The sequence below is a fragment of the Gillisia marina genome, from assembly GCF_000258765.1.
Taxonomy (GTDB): Bacteria; Bacteroidota; Bacteroidia; order Flavobacteriales; family Flavobacteriaceae; genus Gillisia; species Gillisia marina.
This window is the reverse complement of record NZ_AJLT01000049.1, coordinates 14,411-28,692: the sequence shown is the minus strand read 5'-3', so window position 1 is coordinate 28,692 and position 14,282 is coordinate 14,411. Positions and strand designations below refer to the sequence as shown.

The window sequence follows — 14,282 nt, the reverse complement described above, 5'->3', positions numbered from 1 at the left end:
TTTTTTTTATGTTTATACGCAACCCTTTAGTTAAAAATGCATCTGTAAATTATGGAACCTGTAAGGTTTATTAATTCTTGAAATGAAAAGATTTTTATCGTTAGCGCTTTTCGCTTGTCTAATATCAAGTTGTTCAAAAGACGATAATGATTCTTTAAATCAAGAATTAGCTTCAACAGTGTCTGTAAACATCCCAGATAGTTTAAAAACTGGGCAGGCTTACGAGTTTGATGTTCTTTTTAATAAAACTACGAGTTGTCATTATTTTTCGGGCTTCGATGTCTCCAAAAATGAAAACACAATTGTAGTTGGAGTTGTAAACAGTTATCGTTCAGGTAATACTAATTGTAACTCTGCCGGGAATTTACGGCAAACAGCAAAATTAAATTTTGTTGCAGAACGAGAGGATTTTTATATCTTTAAGTTCTGGCAGGGAAAATCTTCAGTAGGTGAAGACAAATTTTTAACAAAAGAGGTTCCCATTATCCCGTCAGGAAATTAATATTAACAAAATTTACCCTAACGATTGAGTTTAGAACAACTCATACATAATTGTAAAAAACAGGATATAAAAGCGCAGGAACAGTTGTATAGGCTATATGCCAATAAATTGTTTGCTGTTTGCTTAAAATATTCCAACAGCCATCAGCAGGCTGAAGATAACCTGCAAGATGGTTTTATAATTATATTCAACAAAATCAAACAGTACCAAGATAAAGGTTCTTTTGAAGGTTGGATGAAGCGGGTAATGATAAATAATACGCTTCAGAAATACAGAAAGCAAACAGTTTTTGAAATTGTTAATGAAGAACAATTAAAAGAACCGGAAGTTGAAATTGATGATGAAATTGTTTCCGTAGATTATTTACTGAAGATTATACAAGAATTGCCGGATAGGTATAGGCAGGTATTCAATTTTTATGCATTAGATGGTTATTCCCACAAGGAAATAGCAGAAATGATGCAAATATCTGTAGGTACGTCCAAATCTAATTTGGCAAGAGCAAGAATTATATTAAAAGAAAAGATTGAAGCTAGTCAAGTTATGGCCGTGGCGCAATCTTATTAGGAATGGAAGAAAGAAAGCACATAGATAGAGTTTTTCAAGAGAAATTTAAAGATTTCGAAGCTACGCCACGTGATGTGGTGTGGGATAACATCTCCTCTCGCTTAAAGGAAAATAAAAGAAAACGACGCATTTTACCATTATGGTATAAAATGGCCGGAGTTGCAGCTTTACTGGCCTTGTTTATAAATTATGCCAGTGGCCTTTTTAAAAATACTACTGCCAATTCCCAATCGGCATTATCACTTGTAGATGATGATTCTTTAAATTTTAGTTTAGCTTCTCAAGAGTACACTCAAAACATGATTAGATCTTCTATAATATTGAAGGCGATTATGCAAGATACCAATATGCAAGATTCAGATGGATCTTTAGGGAATGTAGCAAATACTCCCAATCCTGAAGTTAATCAAAGAAACACCAAAGTGATTTCTATGGTTCCAAGCGATAAATATACTTTCAGTGATTATAATAATACTGTTGTAAATTCTACTCCAAATAGAGCTATTGAAAATAAAACTTCTTTAGAAAACAAGAAAGATTTACCGATTCCTTCTAGAGAAATTAAAGAAGATGCTTTGGCAGAAAGCACTACTTCCCCTAAAAGACTTCGAGTTTCTACTATGGCAGCTCCTATTTATTACGATAATTTTGGAAGTGGAACATCTATAGACTCACAATTTGAAGACAATGCAAGTAGTGGTGAGATATCAGTTTCTTATGGAATCAATTTAGCATATCAAATTTCTGATAAGATTAAGATTAGATCCGGGATTAGTAAGGTGGATTTAAGCTACAACACAAAAGATATTGCTTTCACTGCTGCGGTAAATCCTACAGCTCTAAGTAGCATAAATTATTCTGAAGGAAATGTGCCTAATTTTAAAATTGAAAACAGAACAGTTCGCCAATTCAGTAATTTAAATGCCTCTGCAGAGTTTAATCGTGCTAGTCTTGCTGCACCTACCGCCGGGTATTTAAATCAGAAATTAGGATTTATTGAAGTTCCTCTGGAAATAGAATATGTAATTATAGACAAGAAAATAGGTTTAAATATTATAGGTGGAGGAAGTACTTTATTTCTTAACGATAATATGATTTCTCTAAATTCTACAGATTTTTCTACAAATCTTGGAGAAGCTAATAATTTGAATAATATCAGCTTTAGTACAAACCTTGGAGTTGGAGTAGATTACAATATTTCTCCTCAGTTTCAACTTAACTTTGAACCAATATTTAAGTACCAACTAAATACCTTTAGCAATACTACAGGAAATGTAAATCCTTATTATTTTGGGGTATATTCTGGGTTTAGCTTTAAATTCTAGAAGTTAATTTACAAGGACGGATTTCTTAATTCGTGAAGTATAACATCATAAACTTCCTTTTTTAATTCCCTTTTTTCCTCTTGACCTTTATTTATGGTAGGGATTACTTTATGCACTTTTGCTCTCATAATTCCCGGGCTCCCAGAAAAGAAAGTATAAGAAAAGCGCTTTTTATTATCATGAAAAGTAATAGGCACAATTGGAATTTGATGATCTATGGCCAATCTAAAAGCACCATCTTTAAAAGCAACCAGTTCTCTGGTTTTATCGTCCGGCACCCCGCCTTCAGGGAAAATACAGATGCTATTCCCTTGTTTTAATCTGCGTTGCGCCTCTTTAAATACACGCAATTTACTTTGTTGATTCCCTCTGTCTACTACTATACAGGTTCGTTTATAAAAGAATCCAAAAAGTGGAATTTTAGTAAGCTCTTTCTTTCCAACAAAAATAAAAGGATGATCTATCACTGCTAACATCATCATGATATCTATGATAGAAGTATGATTGGCCACAAACATATAACTGTTTCCTTTCTTCAAGTTAGCTGCATCCAATTTCTTCGGAATAAAACCCATCCCAAATAAAATAGATTTTGCCCAAATGCGGGTACAATAAAAGTACTGAGAGTAAAATTTTTCAGAAGAAGAAAAAACCAATAAAAATGGCAGCATTATAATTATAGGAAGTCCCATAAGAATATAGAACCAGATTCTCCATAATGCGATTAAACCAGCTTTTAAAATGTTCATAGTTGCCAAAAATACTAAAATGAATTAAGCAAATTCAGCAAAAGAAGTACCTTTGTGAAAATTTAAAAATTCCATGGCAAGAATACTTACCGGCGTACAAAGTACGGGAACTCCCCACTTAGGAAATTTACTTGGAGCAATAATTCCAGCAATAGAAATGGCGAATAAGCCTGAAAATGAATCCTTTCTATTTATTGCCAATTTGCACTCTTTAACCCAAATTAAAGATGCAGCACTTCTAAAAGAAAACACCTACTCTACAGCAGCAACTTGGCTGGCATTTGGATTGGATATTGAAAAGACCGTTTTCTATAGACAGAGTGATATTCCTCAAGTAACTGAGCTTTCATGGTATTTAAGTTGCTTTTTTCCGTATCAGCGGTTAACACTTGCGCATTCTTTTAAAGATAAAGCAGACAGGTTAGAAGACGTAAATTCCGGTTTATTCTCTTATCCAATGTTGATGGCGGCAGATATCCTTTTATACGATGCTGAAATTGTTCCCGTAGGAAAAGATCAGTTGCAGCATCTAGAGATGACCAGAGATGTTGCATCAAGGTTTCATGCGCAAATGGGAGATACTTTTGTTATTCCGCAGGCCAAAGTAGAAGAACACAATATGTACATCCCCGGTACCGATGGTGCCAAAATGAGTAAGTCCAAGGATAACGTTATCAATTTGTTCCAGACAGATAAGAAACTCAGGAAACAGATCATGGGAATCCAAACCGATAGTACTCCTATGGAAGAGCCTAAGAATCCAGAAACCTGTAATGTTTTTGCGATCTATAAATTACTTGGAAACAAGGAGCAGATAGAGGAATTACGCCAAAATTATCTTGGTGGAAATTATGGGTATGGCCATGCAAAACAGGCACTTTTCGAACTAATTGTAGAACGATTTGGAAAGGAACGAGAAAAGTATGATTATTATATGGACAATCCTTCTGAAATTGATGCTGCCTTAGAAAAAGGAGCAATAAAAGCCACCGCCGTTGCGACAAGGGTTTTAGATAAAGTAAGAGCCAAATTAGGCTATTAAATAACCTCAAAAAGTTTCCCAGGTAAAGGTCTTATTGCGCCTTTTAATTCCATTTCCAATAAAATCCCTGCAGCTTGAAATGTGGGCATCTTACAACTTATCGCTATATGATCTAGTTGTTGCTTTCCCTGTTCTTGCAGGAAATCGTAAACTAATTGCTCATTGGACTCCAATTCTACGAACAATTGCTTCTGAATTTCCTTTACGGTAGAATTCAACTCCCAATTAAGAATATATAATAAATCTACCGCAGAAGTTAATACATGAGCATTCTGGGATTTAATCAAATTAAGACAACCAGCACTTTGAACGTCTGAAGGTCTTCCCGGAACCGCAAAAACTTCCCTATCGTAAGAATTAGCAATATCTGCTGTAACCAATGAACCACCTTTATTAGCACTTTCTATTACTACCGTTGCTTCGCTTAAGCCTGCAATAATTCTGTTTCTTTTTAAAAAGTTATTTCTATCGAGCTGTCGCTGCTCCAAAAATCGGTAAAGAAGCCTCCGTTTTCCTCTATTTGAGAAATATATCTGGCATGAGATTTAGGATAGATTTGATTCAATCCATGAGCAAGACAACCAATAGTTTGCAATTTGTTTTTTACCGCGGCCTTGTGCGCAGTAATGTCTACACCGTAAGCAAAGCCCGAAACTATAATAGGATTTAAAGGGGAAAGCTCTTCTATTAGTTTTTCACAAAATTCAACTCCTGCCGATGTGATTTTTCTAGTACCTACAATACTTAGTATCTTACTATTATCTAGATTGATATTCCCTCGAGAAAAAAACAAAATAGGGCCATCAAAGCAATGCTTCAGTTTTTCAGGATAATCTGTATTCTGGAAATAATGAAAATTAATCTTATTTTTCTGAATATAGTTGAGCTCCGCTTCAGCCGCTTTAAATCTTTCAGAATCAAAAAGTCCTTTCAGCCTTATTTTTCCAATCCCATCAATCTTCAATAAGCTACTTTGCTTCTCCTTAAAAATTGCTTCAGCCGATCCAAAATGCCGTATTAATTTCTTGGCAGTACTATCTCCCAAACTTGGGGCGTTTTGAAGTGCTAAAACCGAAAGTAATTCAGAATCATTCATATAACTATAAAATCAAAAAAGGATAAAATTGAACTGAAGTTTTGAAATCATAATAACCAAAGAGCCTCAAATAGTTGGCATTCAGCTTAATGTTGGATTAAAAATACTCAAAAAAAGATTTGTTAATAAGATATCTTTGGCTAATTTTAAACTATCACATTAATCCTTATTTTTGTTTTGATGACTATAGCAACCTATATTTCCGATTTACTTTATAGATACGAGTGTGTAATTTTGCCTGGGTTTGGTGCCTTTTTATCTCAAAAGGTCTCCGCCGAATTCAATGAAAAAGAGCAAAATTTCTATCCGCCAAAAAAGCAGCTTTCTTTTAACTCTCAGTTAAAGAAAAATGATGGTTTGTTGGCTAATTATATTGCTGAATCAGAGAATTTAGGATACAAACAAGCTGTCTACAAAATTGAAGAATACGTACAACAACTTCAATCACAACTGGAAAGCGATAAGAATTTTACAGTTAAAAATATAGGAACATTTCAAGTAACTAAAGAAGGTAAATTGCAGTTTGAGCCCTTAACTACCAGCAACTTTTTAGCTGAAGCTTTTGGACTGGCTTCTATTCCTGCAATGTCCGTTTCCAGAGAAGTTCTCAAAAAGCAAGTTGAAGAATTAGAAGAAAAAGCACCTATTTTGTTCACTCCGGAAAAAAGGAGTGCTTCCTCTTACTTAAAATATGCTGCAATTGGAATCCTTGCAATTGGATTAACCGGTTTTACAGGCTTAAAATTATATAGTAATCAAGTAACTAATCATAATATTGCTGAACAGCAAGCTGCAGAGTCTCAACTTCAGCAAAAAATACAGCAAGCTACCTTTGTTATAGACAATCCGCTGCCGGAAATTACACTTACGGTAACTAACCAGAGTGGAAATTATCATATTGTGGCAGGAGCTTTTCGTGTAGAAGAGAATGCACATCAAAAAGTGACAGAACTACGCGCTGAAGGTCATAAAGCGAGATACATTGGGGAGAACAAATATGGTTTGCATCAAGTAGTCTATAGCAGTTATCCAACAAGAAGAGAAGCAATAAATGCACTTTACAAGGTGCAAAAGAACAACGCAGGATCTTGGTTACTCGTTCAAGAACTTTAAGAATCTATTAACTTGTTTAGACTAGTTTAGCACTGTACCTTTGCCCAAAATTGGCGCAATGCAAGCAAAAAATCCGAAAGATTCCAGAACTATTCTTACCGACTTGGTACTTCCAAGTGAAACCAATCCATTAAATAATCTTTTTGGAGGGGAACTTCTAGCTCGTATGGATAGAGCTGCAAGTATTGCCGCCCGTAGACATAGCCGCAGAATTGTGGTTACCGCCTCTGTAAACCACGTTGCTTTTAATAAAGCAATCCCATTAGGTAGTGTTGTAACTGTAGAAGCTGCTGTTTCCAGAGCTTTTAAAAGTTCTATGGAGATCTTTATAGATGTTTGGGTGGAAGATCGTGAAAGCGGAAAACGTTCTAGGGCTAATGAAGCTATCTATACTTTTGTAGCCGTAGATGAAACAGGAACTCCTGTAAGTGTGCCAGAGTTAACTCCTGAAACCGATTTAGAAACTGAACGTTACGAAGCTGCGTTAAGAAGAAAACAACTAAGCCTTGTATTAGCAGGGAAAATGAAGCCGAAAGATGCTACTGAGCTGAAGGCATTGTTTGAGTAGCATTTTTTACAGTATTCAAAAAAATTATTTTGTCTGTTCGAGCCCTCCGGCTTCACCAAGGATAAACCAAAGGTGAGAACTTTAGATGAAAACGAGATTTCTCCCGAAGCATCGGGGCGCTCAATCTGACATCGTTACTACAAATTATAATTTTGAGATGCGAGCTACATTTTCAAGATCCAATCTGCAGGATTCATCTTTGTTGTATTCTTATAGATCAAGAAGTGTAATGTAGTTTTCCCGGAACTACCGCTTGTAGCAACTTCTCCAATATCTTGCCCTAAAGAAACGACATCTCCTTTAGAAACATATACATTAGAAAGGTTATTATATATCGTGATATAGTCCCCGTGTCTCACCATAATAGCCTTATTAGCGCCTTTTACAGCTTGCACCTCACTTACTGTTCCTCCAAATACCGCCCTGGCTTTTGCGCTTTTATCTGTTTCTATACGAACGCCATTACTCTCTATGGTAGTAGATTTTACTATTGGATGTTGTTGTGTTCCAAATCGCATAGTAACAACTCCAGAACGCACCGGCCAAGGAAGTTTTCCCTTATTATTCGCAAAATTTGCAGCTAATGCTTTAGCTTCTGGAGTAAGCTCGTAAGTATCACGAGACTTGGAACCACTTTCTTTATTGGCTTTTGCAATAGAAGCTCGTATAATTTCGTCTATTTGCTTATCTATTGCATTTATTTCTTGTTGTTTTTTCTTTATTTGAGATGCAAAATCTCCTTCTTTCTTGCGAATATTTTGGATGAGTATTTCTTGAGCTTTTCTATTTTTCTCTAATTGCGCTCTCGTAGCTCTGTTCTCTACAACAAGCTTCTCTTTTACTTTCTTTTGCTCCAGTAAATTCGTGTTTAACACCTGTAATTCTTCAGATTTTATCTTTATCTCATCACCTTGCTTCTTTCTATAATTAGCATACTGCTTCATATATTGCAACCTTTTATAAGCTTGTAGAAAGTTTTGTGATGACAGCAAAAACATGATTCTGCTCTGTTGTGACTTGCTTTTATAAGATTTCTGGATCATTTGCCCATAGTCTTCTTTTAGGCTTTCTAATTCCTTTCGTAACGTCTGAATTTTACTGGTATTGGAACTTATATCTCGAGTAAGAATATTGGCTTGCTGATTGGTAACTTTTATCAAATTCTCTGTTGTACGAATTTGCCTATCCAAATCTTCCACTTCTGTAAGTACAGATTTCTCCTTTTTCTTATTAGAAGATCGTAAACTATTTATTTTTTGAATCTCCTCGCGTAATTCTATTCTGCGTTCTTCTAGACTTTCACGAGTGTTTTGAGAATAAATCGTAGCACATCCAACAAAAAGGAATGCGATTACAAAAAAAATATTTGGAGTAGGTTGGTAACTTCATTATTCTATCTGAATTTCATCATAGCCTGAAGGGATCTCAAAAGGAAAACTTACCGATTCATTAAACGCAACCGATCTATAAGCGATGTCCACCTGAGTCCCTTTACCTTCACTATTTGCTACAATCTTAATTTCTTCAGGAAAGTTCTGATTATTAACTTTCTGATATTTTGGGTAAGTAACTGTTACATTCCTGTTTTCCTTTTCTTGGGCTAACTGCTGCGCAAGTGCTTTATAACTTTTAGCATCCAATAAAAACAGCTTTTTCACCAATTCTAACGTGTTCGATGGTATTAATTGATAGCCTTGAGTAGATTCAGATAATACATATTTATCTTCCCTAAGGTCATAAATTGCTTGGCCTATTAATAAATTCTGAAGTTTTTTGAAATCCAACGGAGTTCCTAACCACTTGCTCACCAAACTATAATCACCATCAAAATAGGTCTTTCCAATTTTTTCGTAATAACTCACTCTATCTTGAGTAATTAGAACCTTTGCCAAGGGAATACCTAAGAGTTGGGCACTCATCCAAATGGCACTGTCTTTTTGCATTCTAAAACTTACAGTAAGCGATTGTGACCGTTCATCGTCTTGATACTGCAAACTTAGCCGGCTGTTTAAAGTTTTAAAGTCAGGCTCATTGCTATAATGCATAGCCACAACTTTATTAACCGCGGCATCTTCAATTACCAAGGCTTTCTTCTTACTTCCACATCCAATCAATAAAAGGGAAATAAATATTAGGGTATATATATTTTTGAACATTTAGTTTTCTGTTTTTTTAATTGAATTTGCTTTTTCTTTAAATTCCGAAGCTTTGGATGAATTTCCTAAACCCGTGTATGCAACCGATAATTGCTCATAAAAATCGCGTTCCATATCTACATCGTCTATTAAATAATCCAGACCAAATGTAAGTATTTCTTGGGCTTCGTTGTATTTCTTTAAGTTATTTAAAGCAGCTCCTTTTATAAGGTATAATAAGGCTTGTGCGGGAAATATCTCTAGTCCGGAACTGCTTAATCTTGAAGCATCTTCATATTTCAATAAGTCTAGCTGAAGCAACAACGTATTTTTAAGCAACTCATAATTATCTACATTGGAACCAATTCCCATCTCAAAAAAAGCAAGCGCCTGTGTTTTTTCTTTTTTCTGAAGAAAATATTCTCCAAATTTCTGAAAGATCTCCGGGCTATTCTCCTTTTCTGAAAACAATTCAGCAACCTGTTTTAAATCCTTATCAAATTTTGGATTCTCGTTTACGAACAATAAAAAATCATTCAACACTTTAAATTTTAAAGCAACATCAATTTCTTCAGACTCCAACACCAATCTCATAGATGTAAGGGCTTCATCGGTTCTATTATTATTTAAATAAAACTTATAAAGTGCCAAATGCACCACTTTTGAGGTTGGAAAGAGCTGTTGCATCTTCTGCGCGGTCTCAAAAGCCTCTTTTTCTAAGCCTTCATCACTATACACATAAATTAGATTGAGATAATTCATCTCATTTTCAGGATTCAACGTGATAGATTCCTCCAACGTTTTTATCTGTGCCGAAGTATTATTAGTAAGTGCATATATCTGTTGTCTCAAGCTATTTCGATATTCAGTAACTCCCAATTCCACATCTAATTGATCCAATAAAGCGATCAATTTATCGAATTGTTGAAGCTCAAAATACATCTTCGCTAAATCGTCATAATATTTCTCGTTATAAGAAACCAACTCTTTATTAACCAAAATCGCCTGCTCATATTGCTTATTCAAATAATAAGACTCCATAAGTGCCTGAAGAATCCACTCCCTATTTGGCTGTAACCTGTTTGCTTTCTGAAAATTATTGATGGCGTTTTCAAAATCATTTAGGGATTTATAGTTCTTTCCTAATTCGAAAAAAACAACCGGATTGTTAGGCTGAATTTTTTCGCATTCCCTTAATGCATCGATTGCTTTTTCATAATTCTCGATCGCTTTTTGTTTTAATGCTTCAAAAAAAAATTCCTGAAATGCATCACTAACCTCTCCTAAATCATCTATCGCGACTTCCTGCAAAGGTGCCGGTACCTCTTGAGCAGAAAGCTTAGAAGTACAAACTCCTGTAAATAGGAAAATTGTGACGAGTAGATGCTTCATTAGAACTATTTATTTTACTATTCCAAAACAGAATAATCTCCAATGCTAATTTGCGTGAAATTCCCATCGAACTTAGCATAATTGCCAATCATTGCATTATCTAAATTAGCATTTTTCACTTCAGATTCAGTTTGAATAAGGCTGTTTTTTATTGTTGAATTTTCAATTTTTGTGCCATTCCCGATAGAAACATTCGGACCAATTTTAGCGTTGGTAAGCACAACATTCTCACCGATAAAACAAGGCTCAGTGATTTCAGAATTTGTGATTTTTATAGTATCTGAAATTAATTTTTCGCCATCCTGATGTAAGAAGTTCAACATTCTTCCATTGGTCTCCACAGTGATCTGCTTATTTCCGCAATCCATCCATTCGTCTACCTTACCCGGAACAAATACGTTCCCACTAGCTTGCATGGCTTTAATACCATCGTTGATCTGATATTCTCCCCCGCGAATGATATTCTGATCCAATACCTTTTGAAGCTCTCCTTTTAAAACCGCTACATCTTTAAAGTAATAGATTCCAATTACAGCAAGATCTGAAACAAACTCTTCCGGTTTTTCTACCAATTCGGTGATTTCATTTTTCTCGTTCAGTTTTACAACTCCGTAAGCATTTGGATTTTCAACCTGCTTTACCCAGATCACCGCATCTGCATCTTTATTCAGTGTAAAATCTGCCTTGAACAAGGTGTCTGCATATGCAACAACTGCAGGACCGGAAAGAGACTCTTTAGCGCACATGATAGCGTGCCCGGTTCCCAATGGTTTGTCTTGGTAATAGATTGTGCCTTTTGCGCCTAAACTCTCTGCAATCGCCTTTAAATCGGTTTCTACTTTATCTCCAAAATCTTGCCCTATTATAAAGGCTACTTCATCAACTTTTTCATCCAACACCTTCGCGATATCCTCTACCAATCTATGAACGATTGGTTTTCCGGCAATTGGAATTAATGGTTTTGGTACTGTTAACGTATGAGGTCTTAATCTAGAGCCGCGACCGGCCATTGGTACAATTATCTTCATCTTATGTTTTTATTCTGATTTGATTAGAAATCTAAATTCGTCATCCTGAATTTATTTCAGGATCTTCTTAATAATTATATCAGAAGCTGAATCAAGTTCAGCTTGACGGTATATGTCCTAACTTATTTTTTTAATTTATTTATTCCCGGTACTTCCGAAGCCCCCGGCTCCTCTAATGCTGCCTTCCAAAATTTCTACCTGTTCCCAAGAGATCTGTTCATGTTTTGCAATGACCATTTGTGCTACTCGCTCACCATTTTCAATCACAAAATCTTCATTAGAAAGGTTTACAAGAATTACGCCTATTTCGCCACGGTAATCTGCATCGATGGTTCCCGGAGAATTTAATACAGTGATTCCTTTCTTTGCAGCCAGCCCGCTTCTTGGTCTTACCTGAGCTTCAAAACCCAAAGGCAATTCCATGAAAAGCCCTGTTTTTACAATGGCTCGCTCCAAAGGTTTTAACGTAATTGCTTCAGAAATATTGGCTCTTAAGTCCATTCCTGCAGAGAATGCAGTTTCATAATTTGGTAAATCGTGTGCCGACTGATTTATAATTTTCACTTTCATTGATTCAGAATTTGTTTAAAATCTTTACGCTCTCTTAAAAATACCGTAATTAAAAATATTCCCAAGAAGAGTACACCCATAAAATAGTTCTCTCGAAAATATATAAATGATATTCCCGATAATCCAACCGCTAGAAGCAGGTATAACAAAATGCTTTTAAAATTATATGGAACCGGGTAATATTTGCTTCCGAAGTAAAAAGATATAAGCATCATTGCTCCATACGCGGCTAGAGTTGTGTAGGCTGAAGCCATGAATCCAATCACAGGGATTAGCAAAATATTCATGATTATAGTAATCAAAGCTCCAACCATCGAGATGTACATTCCTGCTTTTGTTCTATCGGTGAGCTTATACCAAACGGCCAAATTGTGATAGATTCCCAAGAAAAGATTCGCCAATAAGATTATCGGCACTACAGATATCGTAACCCAATAGTCCGGATTTGGAATGATAATTATTTTGAAAAGATCCAGAAATACAACCATTACCAAAAGAATGAGGCTCCCTAGAATTACAAAATAATTTAAAATGTTGGCGTAGGTTTGCTTGGCATTTTCCTGTTTGGAATGATTAAAAAAGAAAGGTTCTGCCCCCATTCTAAATGCCTGGACAAAAATGGTCATAAAAATTGCTAATTTATAACAACCTGCATACGCTCCCATAATATCTTCAGATATCATATCCTTCAATAAAATTTTGTCTAACATTTCATTAATAACAAATGCAATACCGGCAATCATAATTGGCCAGCCATAATTCCACATTTGTTTAAAAATGCCAAATTTAAATTCGATTTTAGATTTGAAAAAGTAGGGAAGCAAAATTAAGAAGGTGGCTCCACTAGCCATTAGATTTGCAAAAAATATATATTGTACCTGATCTTCAAAAGAATATCTCTTTAAAATAAAATCTGGAATAAGCCCCGGATAATCCGGCACTAGCCAAAGAAAAAAGTAATTCACCAGAACCACTATAGCAATATTAAAGATCTTTATTCCTGCGAATTTTATAGGTCTATTGGAAGCTCTTAAAAACGCAAAAGGCACAACTACCAAGGTGTCCAATGCTATAATTGCCAATAGTATGTTGAAATACTTAGGACTGAGGTCTACTAAGCCTATTAGATAATCTCTAAAAAGAAAAACTATTATAAAGAATAAAACTGTGGTTACCGTTAGACTTATAAAAGCGGTTGAAAAAACCTGCTGTTTCTTATCTGAATTACTAAAATATCGAAAGAAAGCCGTTTCCATACCATAGGTAAGAATTACATTGAAGAATGCAGCCCAAACAAAAAATGTAGTATTAACAGAGTAACCAACTGTAGAAAGGGCTGTAACATGCAATGGCACAAGGATAAAATTCATTAGTCTTGGCAAAACGGTTGCAAAACCATAAATAATTGTATCCTGAAAGAAACGTTTTAAGGTGCTCAAAAGCGACTCGAATTAGAGAGTATAAATATCTTAATTAATCGGCTAACAACTGGGGTGCAAAAATAATATTTCCCCATTGTTTTTAACAACCAGTAAACTAACTATAAAAAAAGGAGTGAATTAACTCCACTCCTCTTCTACTGGTTAATAAATATAAGATTATACTCTTTCTTTAACTCCTTTTAGCTTGTAATATTTCACTTTAGAATTCTGAGTGAAGATTAAAATTGCTTCATCATCACTTAATTCAAAGTCTGTTTTCTCATCCATTTGGGGCATTTTGTTTGCATATTCATCCTTAGGATCTGAACTCATAATAATATCTGGTTTCCCCGTTTCAAATGTGGCCATGTAAACTCCGGGAGAATCCGGACTGGTAACTAGATTTGCTTTTTTATTTCTAAAAACCACTTCATCTAGGCTCACCCTATTAGATTGAATAGCTGTAACCGGGATGTATAAAGTAATTATTTCGCCTTCCGTGATATAATATACAGATTCCATAGTTGCAGGTGCCTTTTCCTGTAATCCATGGTTGCCGGCGCAGCTAGCAAATAAGATAGTTACGAAGGAGGCGCTTAAAAGTAGGTAGAGATATTTCATGATCTTTTTGTTTTAGTTATTAACTCTAAAACAAAATGAGTGCCAAAAGAAAAACCCTTCAGAAATCTGAAGGGTTTTTTTATGTTTTGAAAAAATTATTTTGTCAGTCTTTTCTTGTGGAAGAGTTTAAAAATTTTAATCACACTTCGACAG

General features: G+C 35.1%; 15 protein-coding genes and 1 pseudogene. 6 read left to right on the top strand and 10 right to left on the bottom strand.

Annotated elements, in window-relative coordinates:
* Nucleotides 1-82 precede the first annotated feature (82 nt).
* From ON07_RS11535 to ON07_RS11525, 3 genes are read left to right on the top strand one after another with little or no spacing between them, the layout of a single operon-like run.
* The gene (locus tag ON07_RS11535) at nt 83-502 is read left to right on the top strand and encodes a hypothetical protein (protein ID WP_010231562.1); all 420 of its coding nucleotides are present in this window, start codon (nt 83-85) and stop codon (nt 500-502) included.
* A 24-nt stretch (nt 503-526) separates the two neighbouring features.
* Nucleotides 527-1,069 carry an RNA polymerase sigma factor gene (locus tag ON07_RS11530; protein WP_010231560.1) on the top strand — a complete coding sequence of 181 codons (543 nt, stop codon included), beginning with the start codon at nt 527-529 and terminating at the stop codon, nt 1,067-1,069.
* A gap of 2 nt (nt 1,070-1,071) precedes the next feature.
* The gene (locus ON07_RS11525; RefSeq protein ID WP_010231559.1) at nt 1,072-2,394 is read left to right on the top strand and encodes a hypothetical protein; all 1,323 of its coding nucleotides are present in this window, start codon (nt 1,072-1,074) and stop codon (nt 2,392-2,394) included.
* 8 nt (nt 2,395-2,402) lie between these two features.
* Here the strand turns inward: ON07_RS11525 and ON07_RS11520 are convergent, their stop codons facing one another.
* Nucleotides 2,403-3,143 (bottom strand): lysophospholipid acyltransferase family protein, encoded by a 741-nt coding sequence (locus ON07_RS11520; RefSeq protein WP_033445101.1) that lies wholly within the window; start codon nt 3,141-3,143, stop codon nt 2,403-2,405.
* Nucleotides 3,144-3,216: 73 nt separating this feature from the next.
* Between ON07_RS11520 and trpS the strand changes: the two genes are divergently transcribed.
* Nucleotides 3,217-4,185 carry a tryptophan--tRNA ligase gene (gene trpS, locus ON07_RS11515; protein WP_010231555.1) on the top strand — a complete coding sequence of 323 codons (969 nt, stop codon included), beginning with the start codon at nt 3,217-3,219 and terminating at the stop codon, nt 4,183-4,185.
* On the opposite strand, the gene ON07_RS17205 is transcribed toward trpS, so the two are convergent.
* The gene (locus ON07_RS17205) at nt 4,182-4,358 is read right to left on the bottom strand and encodes a DprA-like winged helix domain-containing protein (protein WP_237708914.1); all 177 of its coding nucleotides are present in this window, start codon (nt 4,356-4,358) and stop codon (nt 4,182-4,184) included. The two genes, trpS and ON07_RS17205, sit on opposite strands and share 4 nt — an antisense overlap.
* Before the next feature lie 144 nt (nt 4,359-4,502).
* Nucleotides 4,503-5,281, bottom strand: a pseudogene (dprA, locus tag ON07_RS15370) (DNA-processing protein DprA); the annotation flags it as partial.
* Nucleotides 5,282-5,461: 180 nt separating this feature from the next.
* Between dprA and ON07_RS11505 the strand changes: the two are divergent.
* Nucleotides 5,462-6,394, top strand: a complete 933-nt coding sequence (locus tag ON07_RS11505) for an HU domain-containing protein (protein ID WP_010231553.1) — start codon at nt 5,462-5,464, stop codon at nt 6,392-6,394.
* 58 nt (nt 6,395-6,452) lie between these two features.
* Nucleotides 6,453-6,962: an acyl-CoA thioesterase gene (locus ON07_RS11500; RefSeq protein WP_010231550.1), complete on the top strand. Its 510-nt coding sequence runs from the start codon at nt 6,453-6,455 to the stop codon at nt 6,960-6,962.
* 164 nt (nt 6,963-7,126) lie between these two features.
* Here the strand turns inward: ON07_RS11500 and ON07_RS11495 are convergent, their stop codons facing one another.
* From ON07_RS11495 to ON07_RS11465, 7 genes are all read right to left on the bottom strand, one after another.
* Nucleotides 7,127-8,161, bottom strand: coding sequence for a murein hydrolase activator EnvC family protein (locus tag ON07_RS11495; RefSeq protein WP_010231548.1), 1,035 nt, complete (start codon nt 8,159-8,161; stop codon nt 7,127-7,129).
* Nucleotides 8,162-8,350: 189 nt separating this feature from the next.
* A complete protein-coding gene (locus ON07_RS11490; protein ID WP_010231546.1) occupies nt 8,351-9,118 on the bottom strand; it encodes a DUF4292 domain-containing protein in 768 nt (255 codons plus the stop codon).
* Complete coding sequence (locus ON07_RS11485) at nt 9,119-10,489, bottom strand: tetratricopeptide repeat protein (protein ID WP_010231544.1); 1,371 nt, start codon at nt 10,487-10,489, stop codon at nt 9,119-9,121.
* Between the two features lie 17 nt (nt 10,490-10,506).
* On the bottom strand, nt 10,507-11,517 hold the full coding sequence (locus ON07_RS11480; RefSeq protein WP_010231542.1) for a sugar phosphate nucleotidyltransferase: 1,011 nt from the start codon (nt 11,515-11,517) through the stop codon (nt 10,507-10,509).
* Nucleotides 11,518-11,652: 135 nt separating this feature from the next.
* On the bottom strand, nt 11,653-12,087 hold the full coding sequence (gene dut / locus ON07_RS11475) for a dUTP diphosphatase (protein ID WP_010231540.1): 435 nt from the start codon (nt 12,085-12,087) through the stop codon (nt 11,653-11,655).
* Entirely contained in the window at nt 12,084-13,526 is a 1,443-nt protein-coding gene (locus tag ON07_RS11470; protein ID WP_010231538.1) for a lipopolysaccharide biosynthesis protein, read from the bottom strand. Before ON07_RS11470 ends, dut begins: the two co-directional genes overlap by 4 nt.
* 159 nt (nt 13,527-13,685) lie before the next feature.
* On the bottom strand, nt 13,686-14,129 hold the full coding sequence (locus ON07_RS11465) for a hypothetical protein (RefSeq protein ID WP_010231537.1): 444 nt from the start codon (nt 14,127-14,129) through the stop codon (nt 13,686-13,688).
* Between the last annotated feature and the right edge of the window lie 153 nt (nt 14,130-14,282).

Excerpts from the sequence above, each read along its gene's own strand:
- ON07_RS11490 (WP_010231546.1), bottom strand. The coding sequence starts at position 9,118 with ATGTTCAAAAATATATATACCCTAATATTTATTTCCCTTTTATTGATT.
- dut (WP_010231540.1), bottom strand. The coding sequence starts at position 12,087 with ATGAAAGTGAAAATTATAAATCAGTCGGCACACGATTTACCAAATTAT.
- ON07_RS11480 (WP_010231542.1), bottom strand. The coding sequence starts at position 11,517 with ATGAAGATAATTGTACCAATGGCCGGTCGCGGCTCTAGATTAAGACCT.
- ON07_RS11520 (WP_033445101.1), bottom strand. The coding sequence starts at position 3,143 with ATGAACATTTTAAAAGCTGGTTTAATCGCATTATGGAGAATCTGGTTC.
- ON07_RS11485 (WP_010231544.1), bottom strand. The coding sequence starts at position 10,489 with ATGAAGCATCTACTCGTCACAATTTTCCTATTTACAGGAGTTTGTACT.
- trpS (WP_010231555.1), top strand. The coding sequence starts at position 3,217 with ATGGCAAGAATACTTACCGGCGTACAAAGTACGGGAACTCCCCACTTA.
- ON07_RS11465 (WP_010231537.1), bottom strand. The coding sequence starts at position 14,129 with ATGAAATATCTCTACCTACTTTTAAGCGCCTCCTTCGTAACTATCTTA.
- ON07_RS11500 (WP_010231550.1), top strand. The coding sequence starts at position 6,453 with ATGCAAGCAAAAAATCCGAAAGATTCCAGAACTATTCTTACCGACTTG.
- ON07_RS11525 (WP_010231559.1), top strand. The coding sequence starts at position 1,072 with ATGGAAGAAAGAAAGCACATAGATAGAGTTTTTCAAGAGAAATTTAAA.
- ON07_RS11505 (WP_010231553.1), top strand. The coding sequence starts at position 5,462 with ATGACTATAGCAACCTATATTTCCGATTTACTTTATAGATACGAGTGT.
- ON07_RS11535 (WP_010231562.1), top strand. The coding sequence starts at position 83 with ATGAAAAGATTTTTATCGTTAGCGCTTTTCGCTTGTCTAATATCAAGT.